Origin of the sequence: Devosia litorisediminis, from assembly GCF_018334155.1 — a bacterium.
Taxonomy (GTDB): Bacteria; Pseudomonadota; Alphaproteobacteria; order Rhizobiales; family Devosiaceae; genus Devosia; species Devosia litorisediminis.
Map to the genome: position 1 here is coordinate 230679 of NZ_JAGXTP010000002.1, position 16521 is coordinate 247199.

The following is a 16521-nucleotide window of genomic DNA, read 5'->3' on the forward strand; positions in this document are numbered from 1 at the left end:
CTCGGTCGGTGGATCCCTAGGCCAGATTTCGTCCCAAGCGAGGAACCTAAATTATGCATGACGTGGCAACGAAATACGGCCTGCCTTCGGTAGTGAAATTCTGCAGAAAGTGCACGGTGTCTAACCAGCGCCCGCGCATCACCTTCGATGAGAATGGTGTTTGCTCAGCGTGCAACTATGCTGAATATAAACGAACACAGATCGACTGGGATCAGCGAGAGCAAGAATTGCTCGCGACATGCGAGAAGTACCGCAAGAAAAACGGTGAGTATGACGTTATTGTGCCATGCAGCGGTGGTAAGGATGGCAGTTTCGTAGCTCACCAGCTCAAGTACAAATATGGTATGAATCCATTGACTGTGACTTGGGCACCGTTGCTCGCCACCGAAATCGGTCGCAAGAACCTGGATGCATTTATTCGGTCGGGTTTCGATAACATATTGGGTACCCCAAATGGCCGCGTCACGCGCCGACTGACCGAGTTGGCCTTCAAGCATCTGGGCGACCCGTTCCAGCCGTTCATCTATGGTCAGACAAACTTTCCCATGCACATGGCCATCAAGCACAATGTCTCTCTGATCATGTACGGGGAGAACGGTGAAGTTGAATATGGCGGAGACATGAAGAACGCGTTCCGGCCTGACCGGGACATACAAGACCATGACAAGCACTATTTCTCGGGTCTCCCGCCCGAGTTTTGGGCCGAGCACGGTGTCAGCCTGGCCGATCTTCGGCCTTTCATGGTACCGCGCTACGAAGATATTCTGCGTAATGAGACATCCATTCAGTTCTTTGGTTACTACAAATTTTGGGATCCACAAGAAAATTTCTACTATTGTCAGGAGCACGCTGGGTTCACTCCAAATACCGAGCGGTCTGAGGGCACCTATTCCAAATATGCCAGTCTCGATGATCGGATCGACGGCTTTCATTACTATCTCGCCTATATAAAGTTCGGCATTGGCCGCACAACGTCCGATACAGCTCATGAAATTCGGGACAACAAGATCAACCGGGAGGAGGGAATTGCGTTGGTTCGCCGCTACGATGGCGAGTTTCCAAGGAAATACCTCTTTGAGTTCCTCGAGTACTGTTCAATCACAGAGGAAGATTTCAACGCGGTCATCGATTCTTGGCGCGCGGACCACATTTGGACAAAGCAAGGGAACGGTTGGCAGTTGCGGCATCCCATCTGGGCCGAGAACTGAACCAATAATCGATGAGCAATCTGCGTATCATCCCTAGACTGGACATCAAGGGACAAAACCTAATTAAGAGTGTTCAATTGGAAGGTCTCCGTGTCATCGGCGACCCGCAAGAGTATGCCATTCGCTATTATCACGCCGGCGCGGACGAGCTAATCTATATGGATATTGTTGCCAGCCTATATGGCCGAAACAATTTGTCGGACATCATCTCGCGTGCCGCGGATCAGGTCTTCATTCCGATCACGGTCGGCGGAGGCATTCGGTCTGTAGATGACGTGCGGCACATCTTGCGATCGGGCGCCGACAAAGTTGCCATCAACACGGCGGCTATTGCCCGGCCCGAGCTGATATCCGAAGTGGCCCGACGCTTCGGGTCACAGGCCATGGTTCTGTCAATCGAGGCAAAACAGATCGCTCCTGGCAAGTGGGAAGCCTATACGGACAATGGCCGGGAGCGCACTGGGCTCGACGTGATCGAATGGGCCAAGCGTGGCGCCGAAATGGGCGCCGGCGAACTGATGGTCACCGCCGTAGATCGCGAGGGCACGCGCAAGGGGTTTGACATCGACCTGATTCAGCAAGTCCGCTCCGCCGTTAGCATACCCGTCATTGCGAGCGGCGGCATGGGTACAATCGGACATTTTCTGGAAGCGGCCCAAGAAGGCGGGGCAGATGGCGTTGCCATGGCCGATGTTCTCCACTACGGGCGCATGTCCTTGGCGGATATTCGGGCTGCAGCGCTCGACGCCAAACTCGAGGTGCGCGACATATGATTACTTCCAAGAAGGTGACGTTGCTCGACTATGGCATGTGCAACATGCTCAATGTTGCGCGCGCTTTCGAATATGCCGGTGCTGAACTGACCGTGACCGAAGATCCGCGCGATGCCCTGTCCGCTGAGCGGCTAGTGGTGCCAGGCGTTGGCGCCTTTTCGGACAGCATGAAGGAAGTGCGGACACGTGGGCATGACGACGCCATCCGACGCTTCGTCGAGACGGGCCGCCCCATGCTGGGCATTTGCGTCGGCATGCAGATCCTTTTCGAAGGCAGCGACGAATTCGGCCCAGCGGCTGGCTTGGGCATCATCGACGGCTGGATCAGGGCTGTGCCCTCTCGAAGCCTTGAGGGTCAGGCCCAGCGCGTGCCACATATCGGCTGGAACCAGCTCGTGCAGCCACGTGAGACCAATCGCAGCTGGCAAGACACGATGCTGAAGAGCACTGAGCCGGGCAGAGCTGCGGTCTATTTCGTTCATTCCTTCGCCGCCGTGCCCGCTAACCCTGCGGACCGCCTTGCCGACTTCATTTATGGTGGTCACCAACTCAGTGCCGCTATCAAGCGCGACAACCTGACGGCCACCCAATTCCACCCAGAACGCAGTGGCGCCTTGGGCATTGAAATGCTACGGCGGTTTATGGACTCCTGAAGGCATGTCGACGCTGGCTATCATACCCGCGAGGGGCGGTTCCAAGAGATTGCCAGGCAAGAACGTCAGGCCCTTTGCCGGCACTCCCCTGATCGCCTGGTCGATTCGGTTTGCGCAGGCTTATCCGGGGTTTGACCGAGTCGCAGTTTCCACGGACTCAAACGAAATTGCCGCGGTGAGTGCTGCCGCTGGGACCGAAGTCACGCGCCTGCGTCCGGTTCATCTTGCGACTGATACCGCGGCGACCATATCGGTCGTTCTTGATGTGCTGACGCACGAGGCCTCCGAAGGTCGTCGCTACGACACGGTTGCGCTGCTTCAGCCGACATCGCCCATGCGTCTGACCAGACGTTGGGACGAGGCCTTTGCGCTGCTCGAAGACCCAGACTTGGATGCTGTGATCGGCGTCTCTCCGGTGCGTACGCACCCATTTCACACCTTCACATTTGGCTCGGGTGCACTCGCACCGCTTCACGATCGTGAGACTCTGAAGCAGCGCAGCCAGGACCTGCCCACGGTCGTGGCGGTAGCTGGCAATCTTTACTTAGCGCGCACATCCGTGCTGAAGAGCCACCAGACGTTCTTCCCGGAGAGAACCGCCGGAGTTCTCTGCGACGAGCCGTTCGAGACGATCGACATCGACGATGAACTGGATTGGATTGTCGCCGAAACCATCGCCAACAGATATGGAATTGAACCATGAGCACATTCATCATTGCCGAAGCCGGGGTCAATCACAATGGTGACGCAGCACTGGCGCGGCGGCTGGTCGAAGTGGCGGCGGAAAGTGGGGCGGATGCGGTCAAGTTCCAGACCTTTTCAGCCGATAAGCTGACGGCCAAGGGGGCCGCCAAAGCAGAGTACCAGAAGCGTGCTACGGGTGACGGCGACCAGTATGATATGCTTAAGGCGCTTGAGATGTCCGAGACCCTACACAAGGAGTTGGCGGCACTGTCGAGCGAGTTGGGCATTGAGTTTATGTCGACCGCCTTTGATGAGGAATCGCTCGATCTCTTGGTTGCCTTGGGAATTAGACGCATCAAGGTGCCCTCTGGCGAGGTTACCAACCATCACTTCTTGCGGTACATGGCACGCAAGAACTTGCCGCTCATTGTCTCGACCGGTATGGCCGACCTAGCCGAAGTCGAGGAAGCGATAGCGGTCATCGCAGCAGAGCGGGAGGCTCGGGGCTTGTCTGGCGCCTTAGAGGACATGGTCTCCGTGCTGCACTGCACCTCGAATTATCCGGCTGCCGTTGAAGACGTGAATCTTAACGCCATGCTCACCATGGGTAAAGCCACCGGGATGCCTGTGGGCTACTCCGATCATACATTGGGTATTGCTGTATCGACTGCGGCGGTTGCCATGGGCGCATGCGTCATAGAAAAGCACTTTACTCTCGACAAGAACATGCCCGGACCTGATCATGCCGCCTCGCTTGATCCCGAAGAGCTCAAAGCCATGGTTGACGCGATAAGAGCCGTGGAAGGAGCCCTGGGCGACGGCGTCAAGGCGCCGACTGCCTCCGAGGTTCCGGTACGTGCACTGGTCCGGCGGAGCGTTACCACGGTTCGTCCGGTCGCTGCTGGCATAGTGATCGAGCCATCGGACCTGACCCTGATGCGTCCCGGGACAGGCATACCGCCCAAGGACTTCCAGTCCGTTGTCGGCCGCAAGGCGGCCCATGACATCGCGGCCGGCAAGACGCTGGACTGGGCCGACCTGCAATGAGCGAGCGACGCAAGGTCGTATACGTGACGGGTACGCGGGCAGATTTCGGCCTGATGCAGTCGACCCTGAAGGCCATACATGCCAGCTCAGTTCTGGAACTGGGGATTGTGGTGACCGGCATGCATCTGGACGAGCGCTACGGGGATACCGCCAAGGAGATCGAGGATGCCGGCCTGCCTGTCGTAGCGCGAGTGCCGGTGAGTCATGTCCAGTCGCAGGGCGCCGACACGGCTCGCAACATCGCCACCATGCTCAGTGGCTTCGTCAATGCCTTCGCGGAAATAGTCCCGGATCTCGTTCTGATTTTGGGCGACCGAGGGGAAATGTTGGCCGCGGCAATTGCTGGCGGCCACATGTCGATACCGGTCGTCCACGTGCATGGGGGTGAACGCTCCGGCACCATAGACGAACCGGTACGCCATGCGATCTCCAAGCTCTCGCATATCCATCTCGTTGCGACGGAAGAGAGCGCCGAGCGGCTCGTCAAGATGGGCGAGACGCCAGAGACCGTGCATATCATCGGTGCGCCTGGTCTCGACGGGCTGACCGAGTTGGCCTCCTACGAAAAGAAGGCGCTGTTTGCAGAACTCGGACTCGAGCAAGGCAAACAAACAGCCCTCTTGCTCTATCACCCCGTATTGCAGGAGGCCGATGAGGCCGGCGAACAGGTTGATGCAGTAATCCGATCCCTGCTTGCCGAGAACTTTGCGGTGCTCGCACTCAAGCCAAACTCGGATGCCGGTAGCGCAAAGGTTCTTGGGGCCTTGGAGCGCCGGTCTGGACAAGGTGATATTCTACTTCTGACCCACCTTCGGCGCGACCAGTTCGTATCGCTCCTCAAGCATGTGGACGTTCTAATCGGCAATTCGAGCAGCGGTATCATCGAGGCAGCCTCTTTTGGCACCCCGGTAGTCAATATCGGCTCGCGCCAGCACCTGCGCCAACGAAACCGCAATGTGATCGACGTCGCCGCCGAAGAAAGCGCAATTGCTCGTGGCCTTGCCTTGGCACAGCAGATGGGGCGCCTGCATCCCGGCAACATTTACGGTGATGGCAACGCCGGTGGTCGACTCGTGTCCATCCTAGAATCGCTCGACCTCTCGGGCCAGCTTATGAACAAGTTCAATGCCTACTGACAGCCTGCAATTGATCGGTGCGGGTGGACATGCAGCCGTCGTGGCCGATGCTGCTATGCTCTCCGGGGAGGGGAGGCTGGTCGTTTTCTCCCAAGATCGCTACCAGGCGGGACATGACGTGCTGGGTTGTGTGGTCCAGCTTCTCGACGAGGGCATTGTGCTTGGCCGGATTCATGTGGCTATCGGCAACAATGCAGTTCGGTCGCGACTCCAGCGGCAGTTCTCCGGCAGAGGCGCAGTCTCGACGACGATAATTCACCCTCAGGCGATCATTGCGGCCACATCGGCTGCCGGGGCGGGGAGCTTTGTGGCGGCGGGTGCCATCCTTGCGCCGCGGAGCCGCATTGGAGAGGGGAGCATCGTCAACCACCGCGCCATCGTGGACCATGATGTTTCTGTGGGTGAATTCAGTCACATTGCGCCAGGATCCGTTCTGGGCGGGGGTGTAAAGGTCGGAAGTGGCGTCCTTGTGGGGGCGGGCGCCACGGTAATGCCTAATGTCACGATCGGAAATGGAGCCACGATTGGTGCTGGCGCGGTGGTGCTGGCCGATGTATCGGCTGGGGCAACAGTGGTCGGCGTGCCAGGCCGCGAGATAAGAAAGAATGCCTGATGGAAATCTTGGAATTGAGCATCCTGCGTCACGCTACTCTGCGTGAGGCTCTCGCGCAGCTCGATCGTACTGCGCAGGGGGTCATCCTGCTCAATGACGAGTCCGGTCGCTTCGAACGGACCATCACCGATGGCGATCTTCGCCGAATGATGCTGCAGGGGGCCAGCCTTGACGACCAGCTAGCAGAACTGGCGCACGCCGAATCGGTTACCTTGGCCCCTGGGTTCACGCGCCGCCAGGCCCTCGAAAAGATGCAGAAGCACGGCATCAATCAGGTGCCTGTAGTCGACGCATCTGGGCGCGCCGTGGACCTAGTACTTCGGGCCGAGATCGACGAACAGATACTGCTCTCTACGCCTCATATGGGAAGCGCCGAACTCGATTTTGTCGGTGAGGCGTTCCGAACCAACTGGATTGCCCCACTCGGTCCCAACGTCGACGCCTTCGAGGGTGAAATGGCCGACGCGGTGGGCGCTAGCCATGCAGTAGCTTTGAGCTCAGGCACAGCCGCCATACACATTGCGCTGATCCTGCTCGGCGTTGGCCACGGCGACGCCGTGTTTTGCTCGTCGCTGACTTTTGCCGCAAGCGTCAACCCCATTGTCTATCAGGGTGCAGAACCAGTCTTGATTGATTCCGAACCCGACAGCTGGAACATGTCGCCTGTCGCGCTTGAGCGGGCGCTGGCGGCTGCAACTCGGGCCAATCGCCTGCCGAAGGCCGTGATCATCGTCTCTCTTTATGGCCAGAGTGCCGACATGGACCCGCTGTTGGAGCTGTGCGACCATTATGGTGTGCCAGTTATCGAGGACGCCGCTGAGTCACTTGGCGCCACCTATAAAGGCAAGTCTTCGGGCACCTTTGGCAAGCTGGGCATCTATTCTTTCAACGGGAACAAGATTATCACGACGTCCGGCGGCGGCTTGCTGGTAACCGAAGACAAGGCACTTGCGGACCGTGCCCGATTCCTGGCTACCCAGGCGCGTGACCCAGCGCCGCACTACGAGCATACGGTCATCGGGTACAACTACCGCATGAGCAATATCCTTGCCGGCGTTGGTCGTGGTCAGCTCCGTGTACTGGGCGAACGGGTTGCCGCCCGCCGGGCCGTATTTGATCTTTACAAATCGGAGCTCAGCGACCTCGGCTGGCTTGAATGGATGCCGGAGCCAGAGTGGAGTGTTTCGACCCACTGGCTCTCAGTCTGCACAATAGCCAAGGATTGTGCACGTATCAGCAATTCGGATGTCATCGCTGCCCTTGCCGCAGACCTGATCGAGGCGCGCCCGGTTTGGAAGCCCATGCATATGCAGCCAGTTTTTTCGGCTTGCGATTATTATGAGCATGGCAACGCGTCGGTTTCTGACGACCTTTTCGCACGGGGGATATGCCTGCCCTCTGGTTCAAACATGACCGAGGGCCAAGTTCTGCGAGTTATCGAGCGTCTTCGCGCGTACTCTAGGCTGTGTTGACAAAAGGGATTCCCAAATCGCTGCCTGACTGATCGAGGCTTCCTTTCAGAGGAGGCAGTTTTGGCTCGGGGCGATCTGACTGATGATGAGTGGGCGCAGGTCAATCAACCCAAGGACTCTCCTCAAAATCGGAGGGAACTTGGGGCTCAGGTCAGACTCGACGCCAGCGTTTGGCATTTAGACTCTCCGCTTACGATTGTTGTTCGTCTGCTGAACAATCCCGTTCTTTTGGAAGCCGTTTCAACCCGGCTACTACATGCTGGACGTACCACTTGGGCGGCTCGTCAGTCAGCCGGTCCCAGGGTGCGATCAATCAAGCAAACCAGCGCCTACAGACCAATCTACAGACCGTTGGCGACCTTGCGCTACGTGCGGCCGCTGGTCTCGTCAGCCGAACGGCCTCGGCTTCAAGTTCGACTTACTAGTGTCGTGAAGTCTCTTGTTCCATCATTGGGAACTCGCCGCTTTTCCAGTGTACGCCCACACACGAGAGATGTCGGGTAAGCATTGTCACGGTTGGGATTTCATGGTAGCGAAACGCCTGCTCGACATAGCGAGTACCATGGGTCCGGCCTACATGTTCGATGCATGATCATATCTACAGTGTTGCATTTGTGGGCAGCTCTGCAGTGGTTGCAAAGTGAGTCACGATGTTCAGTTTTGGCTTAATGCTTCACCATTTTCATGGAGGGGCGCATCCACAGGGGCAAGGCACGATTTCTGCCGATGACCTGGCAGACATTATCGAGTATCTGGGGCCACGCAATGTGTTGGCCCCGGACGACTGGATAGAACGTTCGCTCGCCGGGCGCCTTGAACCGTATCATCGATGCATCACACTGGATGACGCCCTTCGCTGCCAGATGGACGTCGCCAAGCCTGTCTTTGACGCCTATAACCTAAAGGCGTTCTTCTTTGTCTATTCCGTGGTTTTCGAAGGTAAAGTGGAGCGTACGGAACTGTTCAGGCACTACAGGACTGTGCGCTTCCAAGATGTAGAAGAATTCTACGCGGCTTTCTTTCGTATTCTCAATAAATCGGAATATGCAAGTGAAGTCCGGGACATGGTCGAAGACTTCGATTCTATCGGGTATCTGTCGAACTACTCATTCTACTCGAGAAGCGACAGGATGTTCCGATACGTGCGGGACGTTGTACTGGGGCGCGACAGATATTTCAGCGTCATCGATGGAATGATAGAAGCCGACGCCGCCTACGACTCCACCGCTGCTTCAAGATCACTGTGGTTGAGCCCGCAGGACGTCAGTCTCCTGCATGAGGAAGGCCACGTGATAGGGCTGCACTCGCACACGCATCCCACATCCTTGGCCAGCCTCAGCGCCGAGGAGCAGCGCAGCGAATATGTGGCCAATATGGAGCACCTGTCAGCCCTGTTGGGGGAAGCGCCTCGGACCATGTCGCATCCGTTGAACAGCTATAATCTCGACACGCTGAACCTGCTGGCCGACCTTGGCGTCAAGATCGGGTTCCGCGATAATATGATGCTAGGCCCCGATGCGTCGCTGCTGGAACAGCCTAGAGAAGATCACGCGAACATAATGAGTGCAATTCGTAAATGAAGGTCTCGATATTCACGTCGAACAGCGCTCGGCACGTCTCGCTCGCAGAGAAGATCTCGAGCGTAGCTGATCATGTGTACCTGGTTCAGGAGTGTTCAACAGTCTTTCCGGGGCGGGTGGAGGGTTATTATCGCAAGTCGCCGGTCATGCAGGACTATTTCGGCCGCGTCATTGAAGCCGAACAAACAGTGTTCGGTACCCCGCGCTTCCTGCCCGGAAATGTTAGCCAGTTGTCTTTCCTTATGGAGGATATCTCCTTGGCGAGCCTTGATATGCTAACGCCAGCACTGGATGTTGATGCCATCATCGTCTTCGGTGCCAGTTACATAAGGGGGCCACTGGTCGATCAGTTGATTGCCCGCCGTGCAATCAACATTCACATGGGGATGTCGCCCTACTATCGCGGCAGTTCATGCAATTTCTGGGCGCTCTATGATGGCAACCCCGATCTCGTCGGTGCGACGATCCACATGATCAGTCGTGGATTGGACAGTGGGGCGATGCTCTTCCACGTGCGCCCGGCCCAGGTGGCCACCGATCCCTTCCTGCTGGGGATGCGGGCGGTCGAGGCAGCACACGACAGCTTGGTGGAACGCTTGTCGAATGGGAGTCTGGCGAGCTACTCCGAAGTCGCCCAAGATCGTACAGCGGAAATCCGCTATACAAGAAATTCTCAATTTACCGATGAGATTGCCGCGGAGTACCTAGCACGCCAGCTTGACGCCGGATGGGTCGGCGAAGCGATGGCCAAGGCTCCGCCACGAGACTTTATCAGCCTCTACCAGCAATAGCAGGTGGCTTATCAGCGGCTACCAAGTCATGGGTGTCGATTTTGCACGGATGCTGCGTCTGGTCCATGGGGCGCTGACGGGAAACCGTAAGACGCGTAGGCTGTCCCGTCTGACTTTAGGAGGCCGACTGGGTGTTGGCACCGTGGGTTTATGACGGTGTGCGTTCCTATGTCTGGGCATATGCCCAGTGATAGAAGTTTCCAGTTGCTGGAGAAAAGCGCGGGTCGTAGGGGTGGCGCTGGCGCCAGACGTGAACGTCTCGGCGGTGGCTCGGCGAAATGGGGTCTCGCTGTTGATTTCCGCCGAGAAGTGCCCCGGGTTTTCCATTGAGAAGTGACCCGCCTATCAGTTGTGGTTTGTGTCGGATGTTGCGGTCAAGGGGCTGGTTTTCTCTTTCGGTTTTGAGGGTGTGTGCGCCGAGCTGTTCTTGAAACGGTAGCTGTCGTTTCCGGTTTCGAGGATGTGGCAATGATGGGTGAGCCGATCGAGCAGCGCGGTGGTCATCTTGGCATCACCGAAGACACTGGCCCATTCGCTGAAGCTCAGGTTCGTGGTGATAATGACGCTGGTGTGCTCGTAGAGCCTGCTGAGCAGGTGGAAGAGCAAGGCGCCGCCCGAGGCGCTGAACGGCAGGTATCCCATCTCATCAAGGATGACGAGGTCGGCATAGGCGAGCCGACCGGCAATCTGACCGGCTCGCCCCTGCATTCTCTTCTCCTCAAGCGCATTGACCAATTCCACGGTTGAGAAGAAGCGGACGCGCTTGTGGTGATGCTCGATGGCCTGGACCCCGATGGCTGTGGCGATATGGGTCTTCCCGGTGCCCGGACCGCCGACCAGAACGATATTGTTGGCGTCCTGGAGGAAGTCGCAGCGATGGAGCTGGCGCACCAAAGCCTCGTTGACATCACTGCTCGAGAAGTCGAAGCCATTGAGGTCGCGATAGGCTGGAAAGCGCGCCACCTTGAGCTGATAGGCCGTCGAGCGCACTTCCCGCTCTGCCGTCTCGGCCTTGAGCAGCTGAGACAGGATGGGGATGGCAGCCTCGAAGGCAGGTGCTCCCTGTTCGGTCAGTTCGTCGACCGCCTGAGCCATGCCATGCATCTTGAGGCTCTTGAGCATGATGATGATCGCACCGGCGGCAGGATTATGACGCATGGCGGGCCTCCGAGGCTGTGCGCAGGGCGTCGTAGCGCTCTACATTGGCCTTGGGCTCATTGGTCAGAGCCAGTGCTTGCGGGGCATTGATGGTTGGCGGCGTGATGGCCTTGCCGTCCACCAGGCGGTGCAGCAGGTTCAACACATGGGTTTTGGTGGGGACGCCCGCCTCAAGCGCCATCTCGACCGCCAGGAGCACGGCATCCTCATCGTGCTGCAGGACCAGGGCGAGGATCTCGACCATCTCCCTATCACCGCCCGGCTTCTTCAGCAGATGCTGCTGCAGCGTTTTGAATGCCGGAGGCAGTTCGGCAAAAGGTGTCCCATTGCGCAGCGCACCGGGTTTGCGCTGCACGACAGCCAGATAGTGGCGCCAGTCATAGACGGTCCGGCCCGGCTGATTATGAGATCGGTCACTGATCCGATGGTGCTCGCAGACGACACCGCCTTGTGCGGCAACCACGATCCGGTCAGGATAAACCCTGAGGCTGACGGGTCGATTGGCAAAGGAGGCGGGCACGCTGTAGCGATTGCGGTCCAGATGCACCAGGCAGGTGGGCGTGACCCGCTTGGTGTATTCGACAAAGCCGTCGAACGGGCGTGGTGCCGGCATCAGGGTTGGGGCTAATGCGCTTCAGCGGCCGCAACTTTTGACGTAGGCTGCCGTCCATAATGCGTTGTAGCGGGGCTTGGTACGTGGCTGGCGGAAGGAAGAAGTTGGTTCAGACTGGCAAGCTGTCTGAGAGAGTACAGTCACTCCTGGAGGCTAGTCTCGCCGAAAATACGCACCGCACTTATGGGAGCGCCATTCGGCTTTTTCGCCTCTGGTGCACTAAGAACAGGTTCAACGCATTGCCCGCCACAGCTGAGGTGGTGGCTGAATACATCGCATCGCTCATCGCCGCAGGCAAACGAGGTTCTTCAGCAAAGATCCACGCCTGCGCCATTGCACATTTGCATAATAGCAACGGGTATTGCACCCCCACGGACAGTTACCTTGTCAGGGCGGTTCTGCGAGGAGCTATGCGTTTGCGAGGGAGCCTTGTTGATCAGAAGTTGCCGGTAGTGGTTGCCGATTTCAGAATTGTTCTGCAGCACGTTCCAGACACACTGAAAGGGCGTCGCGATCGCGCGATGCTTTCCTTATGTTTTGCAGGAGCGTTACGGCGATCGGAAGTGGCTGCACTCCGTTTTGAGGACATGACGCTTTCGGAACAGGGCGTGACGATTTGCATAAGGAAGTCGAAGACCGATGTTCAAGGTCGAGGCGCCTATGTTGGCGTGCCCAACGGACGGGCGCTTGAGGTCGTATCTGCGCTGAGAGATTGGTTGGATGCCGCGAACATTACAAAAGGGGCGGTATTTCGCCCCGTTTACCGTAACAGGGTATTAGCCCGGACGGTTGAACCTCTGCTGGTTTCGCGCGTCTTAAAGGCCTACTTAGAAAAGGCCGGTATCGACCCGGCGCGATACGGTGCGCACTCATTGAGAGCAGGCTTCATTACAAGCGCTGCAGAAGCTGGAGTCAGCTCGGATCGTATCATGGATCATTCGAGACATGTCGATCCAAGGCACGTACGAGAGTACGTGCGACGCGCAAATCTGTTTCTGGATCATCCTGGTGGTGCGTTCCTCTAGCGGGTCTGCGTTCTTGAAAGCTAATCGTGGAAATTTACCTCTTGATTTCAATCACATAAGAGTTCGCAGTTCTATTCTGACTGGCGCGCCACTTCTGAACAAAACAACCGACAGAGTGTGTCCGCGGCGTCGATCTGCTTCCAGATATCGGGCCAGTCATCAATCTTGGCGCCGTGCTCTGTCATGTCGGGATAAATCCCAAACGCGATTTGTCGGGCAGCGGCGTGGATGTGGACCACGTCTACCGCATTCTTGCCCATAATGTTCTCAACGGCCTGCAACACAGATCCAGTGTGGGAGGCACCCGGCTCAGGCTTAAGGCTGCAATTGATCACTACGGCTTAGAGAGGCACGGACATCGCCATGATCCTTGGAGGCGTGTGAGGATTCAAACACCCGACCGTTGCCGACGTCTTCTGACGACAACGCTCCATGCGCCCTAGCGTTGCGTCGTTGGCGCGAAAGACTGAACCGACTTCAGAAGCCCCGCACGATAGCGCAAGTCGATATTGTCGGGGTGGCGCCTGGATACCTATCCGCTGGACCCGGAGGTCTGCAGCAATTCGCTAGGCCGTTGGCGAGTTTTTGCGCCCGCCGACGGTCGGGATGTTCGCCGCCATGGGAGGATTACCTTGCTTCAGCTAAACTGGACGTGACTTGCGTGAACCGGTTTTGCCGCCTATATCGCCGTCGTCAGACCAAACCGGTCTGACAGACGTTCTCAGGGCGGGGTGCAATTCCCCACCGGCGGTGTTTGCGCTTTGGCGCATCAGCCCGCGAGCGCTTGCTTCAGTCGAGGCAAGGTCAGCAGACTCGGTTTGACTCCGAGGCCGACGGTATAGTCCGGATGGTAGAGAACACATGACAGGCGAACCACGTTTCCGCACTCCGGAGACGGGGAATTGCTGTCATTGCCCTGCGCTGCGTCTTTCTCTTGAGAAAGTGCGGGCTGGCATGCAGACGTCAAAAACCCAAGAACACTCAACACTGCCAGCAGAGGCAATCGCCTCGGCGTTTGCTCACGCGCTGGATCTGGCTCAGCAATGGCAAGGGGCGACGGCGCCCAATCCGCCCGTTGGCTGCGTCCTGCTCGGTGTTGACGGAGAAATATTGGCGGCGGCCGCACATCAGCGAGCGGGCCAGCCTCACGCTGAAGCGCTCGCTATTGCCCAGAGCCAATCAAATGGCAGCTTCGCCCGCATTCACACCATTATCGTCACCCTAGAGCCCTGCAACCATTCGGGCCGAACACCGCCCTGCGCGGGGGCCCTCCTGCAAACGCCGGCCCACCATGTCTGGATCGGCGTGCGCGACCCCAATCCACGCGTCGCCTGCGGTGGCGCAGAGCATCTTCAACGCGCAGGGCTGACGGTACATGACTTGGCCGAACTTGAGACCGGGACGACCGAAGAACTTCATAGAAGGGCAGCCCGCCTGCTGGCGCCCTTTGTCAAACACACCCAAACCGGACTTCCCTGGGTGACGCTCAAGCAGGCGATCAGCCGCGAAGGCGGCATGGTCCCCCCAGCAGGGCAGAAAACATTCACGGGTCCCGCAGCGCTCGATCTCGCTCATCGCCGACGCAAGCAGGCCGACGCCGTGTTGACGGGATCGGGTACTGTCCTCGCCGATGCACCCGATTTCAGCGTCCGTCGTGTCTCCGATTTCCAGAACAAGCAGCGTCATCTGGTCATTCTTGACCGTCGTGCTCGCGTCGCGCCCGCCTATATCGCGGCCGCGCAGAGCCGCGGCTTCCTGGTGTCGATCGAGACCGACATCACCACTGCCCTGACGCGGCTGGGCGCAGCCGGATGTCTGGAGGTCTTGGTCGAGGCCGGGGCCGAGTTGACCCAGTCCATCCTGGCCGGAGGGCACTGGGATGAACACGTTCTGATCCGGCAGGCCGCAGATCCCGGCGCGAACGATCTGGTCACGATCCGCTACCGCTCCACGACAACCTAAAGTTGAGAGGAAACCGATGTTTTCTGGAATAGTTGAACGATTGGCCCCGGTGATCAGCATCACCCAGCGGGGACAGACCCGCGTGCTGGTGTTGCAGACCGGTTGGGATGACCTAGCGCTGGGGGAGAGCGTTGCGGTCAATGGCGTTTGCCTGACCGTCACCGACCTGGCTACGGGGGGCGAGGCGACGTTCTTTGTCAGCCCCGAAACGACGGCGCGTACCAGCCTTGGCCGGATTGCGGTGGGCGGCAGCGTCAATCTTGAGCGTGCGGTGCGCCTGGAAACCAGGCTGTCGGGTCATCTGGTACAAGGTCACGTTGATGGCACTGCTCAACTGATCGCTGCGACCCCTGAGGACGGGGCGTTCAGACTGGAACTGGCACTGCCCGCAGAACTTGGCCGCTACTGCGTGCAAAAAGGCTCGATTGCATTGGACGGGATCAGTCTGACGCTCAATAGCGTCAGCGCCGCGGCAGACGGCAAAACCATTATCGGCATCACCATTATTCCCCATACGTGGAACCACACCAACTTGCACGCCACCGGACCGGGTGACGAAATCAATGTCGAGGTCGATATGATCGCCAAATATGTGGAGCGCCTATGTCAGCCCTATCCCAAGCCCTGAGCCAGCTTCGCCAGGGGGGAATGGTGATCCTGGTTGATGACGAAGACCGCGAAAACGAGGGAGATCTGATTGTTGCTGGGCAATTTGCGACTCCTGAAGCTGTAAACTTCATGGCCACCTATGGGCGGGGCCTGATCTGTCTGGCGCTGAGTGGTCAGCAGGTCGACCGGCTGCAACTGTCGCCCATGACGAACAGCAATAAGGGCCGCCGGACAACGGCGTTCACGGTTTCGATCGAGGCGCATGCGGGCATAACCACCGGCATATCGGCGCATGATCGGTCGCGCACGATTTTGGCTGCTGTGAATCCCGAAGCCCGGTCCGGAGACATTGTCTCGCCGGGACACGTCTTTCCGCTGCGCGCGGCAGAGGGTGGCGTTCTCGTGCGCAACGGTCATACCGAAGGCGGGGTCGACCTGATGCGACTTGCTGGCTTGGAGCCGGCCGCCGCAATTTGCGAGATCATGCGGGATGACGGGGAGATGGCGCGACGCCCTGATCTGGAGCGCTTTGCCGCCAGACATGGTCTGCCCATACTGACGATTGCCGAACTTGTCGCCCATCGCTACCGGACCGAACAACTGGTCGAACAGGTGGCCGTCGCCGATCTGCCATCGTCCCTGTCGGGCGTTGCCGCGCGGGTCTATGCCTTTCGCAGTCTTCTTGATGGAGCGGAGCACCTTGCAGTGGTCAACGCACCAATTTCCGGCGTGCCGCTGGTCCGGGTGCACTCCGAATGCCTGACGGGCGATGCTTTGGGATCGCTGCGCTGCGATTGCGGCCCTCAATTGCAGCAATCGCAGCAAATGATCAGCGGCACCGGCGGTGTGCTGATCTATTTGCGCGGCCAGGAAGGCCGCGGCATTGGCCTAGCCAACAAGATCCGCGCCTATGCCCTGCAGGACAAGGGCCGCGACACCGTGCAAGCCAATACCGATCTCGGTTTTGCTCCCGATGCCCGCAACTACGCGATCGCCGCCCAAATCTTGCGGGCACTCGAGATCGACACGATCACGCTGTTGACCAACAATCCGGCCAAGGCCGAGGCGCTAGAGGCCAATGGTATCACCGTTCAGGCGCAACAGCCCCTGATTATTGCCTCGAACCGATTCAACCTGCGTTATCTCGATACCAAGCGTGAAAAATTCGGTCACGCGCTGACTCATCCTAGCTGAAAG

Annotated in this window: 16 protein-coding genes, 1 pseudogene and 1 riboswitch; of the genes and pseudogenes, 14 read left to right on the forward strand and 3 right to left on the reverse strand. The window is 58.3% G+C overall.

What is annotated here, in order from left to right:
* The first annotated feature begins 53 nt into the window (after window positions 1-53).
* The 10 genes from KD146_RS13930 (at window position 54) to KD146_RS13975 (ending at window position 9957) form a co-directional block, all read left to right on the forward strand.
* Window positions 54-1208: an N-acetyl sugar amidotransferase gene (locus KD146_RS13930; protein ID WP_212659429.1), complete on the forward strand. Its 1155-nt coding sequence runs from the start codon at window positions 54-56 to the stop codon at window positions 1206-1208.
* 11 nt (window positions 1209-1219) lie between these two features.
* Window positions 1220-1981: an imidazole glycerol phosphate synthase subunit HisF gene (gene hisF, locus KD146_RS13935; RefSeq protein WP_212659430.1), complete on the forward strand. Its 762-nt coding sequence runs from the start codon at window positions 1220-1222 to the stop codon at window positions 1979-1981.
* Window positions 1978-2634: an imidazole glycerol phosphate synthase subunit HisH gene (hisH, locus tag KD146_RS13940; RefSeq protein WP_212659431.1), complete on the forward strand. Its 657-nt coding sequence runs from the start codon at window positions 1978-1980 to the stop codon at window positions 2632-2634. The genes hisF and hisH overlap by 4 nt, the downstream gene beginning before the upstream one ends.
* Before the next feature lie 4 nt (window positions 2635-2638).
* Complete coding sequence (locus KD146_RS13945) at window positions 2639-3337, forward strand: acylneuraminate cytidylyltransferase family protein (protein WP_212659432.1); 699 nt, start codon at window positions 2639-2641, stop codon at window positions 3335-3337.
* Window positions 3334-4365 (forward strand): N-acetylneuraminate synthase, encoded by a 1032-nt coding sequence (gene neuB / locus KD146_RS13950; RefSeq protein ID WP_212659433.1) that lies wholly within the window; start codon window positions 3334-3336, stop codon window positions 4363-4365. The genes KD146_RS13945 and neuB overlap by 4 nt, the downstream gene beginning before the upstream one ends.
* Window positions 4362-5501 (forward strand): UDP-N-acetylglucosamine 2-epimerase, encoded by a 1140-nt coding sequence (gene neuC / locus KD146_RS13955; RefSeq protein WP_212659434.1) that lies wholly within the window; start codon window positions 4362-4364, stop codon window positions 5499-5501. The genes neuB and neuC overlap by 4 nt, the downstream gene beginning before the upstream one ends.
* Entirely contained in the window at window positions 5491-6114 is a 624-nt protein-coding gene (locus KD146_RS13960; protein ID WP_212659435.1) for a NeuD/PglB/VioB family sugar acetyltransferase, read from the forward strand. Before neuC ends, KD146_RS13960 begins: the two co-directional genes overlap by 11 nt.
* Complete coding sequence (locus tag KD146_RS13965) at window positions 6114-7586, forward strand: aminotransferase class I/II-fold pyridoxal phosphate-dependent enzyme (protein ID WP_212659436.1); 1473 nt, start codon at window positions 6114-6116, stop codon at window positions 7584-7586. The genes KD146_RS13960 and KD146_RS13965 overlap by 1 nt, the downstream gene beginning before the upstream one ends.
* A gap of 650 nt (window positions 7587-8236) precedes the next feature.
* Window positions 8237-9166, forward strand: coding sequence for a polysaccharide deacetylase family protein (locus tag KD146_RS13970; protein ID WP_212659437.1), 930 nt, complete (start codon window positions 8237-8239; stop codon window positions 9164-9166).
* Window positions 9163-9957 (forward strand): formyltransferase family protein, encoded by a 795-nt coding sequence (locus tag KD146_RS13975; protein WP_212659438.1) that lies wholly within the window; start codon window positions 9163-9165, stop codon window positions 9955-9957. The genes KD146_RS13970 and KD146_RS13975 overlap by 4 nt, the downstream gene beginning before the upstream one ends.
* A 345-nt stretch (window positions 9958-10302) precedes the next feature.
* Here KD146_RS13975 and istB read toward each other — a convergent pair whose 3' ends face one another.
* Both istB and KD146_RS13985 read right to left on the reverse strand, forming a co-directional pair.
* On the reverse strand, window positions 10303-11115 hold the full coding sequence (gene istB, locus KD146_RS13980; protein ID WP_212659439.1) for an IS21-like element helper ATPase IstB: 813 nt from the start codon (window positions 11113-11115) through the stop codon (window positions 10303-10305).
* Window positions 11105-11737, reverse strand: a pseudogene (locus tag KD146_RS13985) (Mu transposase domain-containing protein); the annotation flags it as partial. The pseudogene KD146_RS13985 and the gene istB, both read right to left, overlap by 11 nt.
* A gap of 230 nt (window positions 11738-11967) precedes the next feature.
* On the opposite strand from KD146_RS13985, the gene KD146_RS13990 reads away from it, so the two are divergent.
* Window positions 11968-12753: a site-specific integrase gene (locus KD146_RS13990; RefSeq protein WP_212659440.1), complete on the forward strand. Its 786-nt coding sequence runs from the start codon at window positions 11968-11970 to the stop codon at window positions 12751-12753.
* Window positions 12754-12824: 71 nt separating this feature from the next.
* Here KD146_RS13990 and KD146_RS13995 read toward each other — a convergent pair whose 3' ends face one another.
* Window positions 12825-13013: a hypothetical protein gene (locus tag KD146_RS13995; RefSeq protein WP_212659441.1), complete on the reverse strand. Its 189-nt coding sequence runs from the start codon at window positions 13011-13013 to the stop codon at window positions 12825-12827.
* Window positions 13014-13466: 453 nt separating this feature from the next.
* Window positions 13467-13616: riboswitch (FMN riboswitch) on the forward strand.
* Window positions 13617-13707: 91 nt separating this feature from the next.
* Between KD146_RS13995 and ribD the strand changes: the two genes are divergently transcribed.
* From ribD to ribB, 3 genes are read left to right on the forward strand one after another with little or no spacing between them, the layout of a single operon-like run.
* Entirely contained in the window at window positions 13708-14715 is a 1008-nt protein-coding gene (gene ribD / locus KD146_RS14000) for a bifunctional diaminohydroxyphosphoribosylaminopyrimidine deaminase/5-amino-6-(5-phosphoribosylamino)uracil reductase RibD (RefSeq protein ID WP_212659442.1), read from the forward strand.
* Window positions 14716-14731: 16 nt separating this feature from the next.
* Window positions 14732-15343 carry a riboflavin synthase gene (locus KD146_RS14005; RefSeq protein WP_249327874.1) on the forward strand — a complete coding sequence of 204 codons (612 nt, stop codon included), beginning with the start codon at window positions 14732-14734 and terminating at the stop codon, window positions 15341-15343.
* Window positions 15319-16518 (forward strand): 3,4-dihydroxy-2-butanone-4-phosphate synthase, encoded by a 1200-nt coding sequence (gene ribB / locus KD146_RS14010; RefSeq protein WP_212659444.1) that lies wholly within the window; start codon window positions 15319-15321, stop codon window positions 16516-16518. Before KD146_RS14005 ends, ribB begins: the two co-directional genes overlap by 25 nt.
* The last annotated feature ends 3 nt before the right edge of the window (window positions 16519-16521 follow it).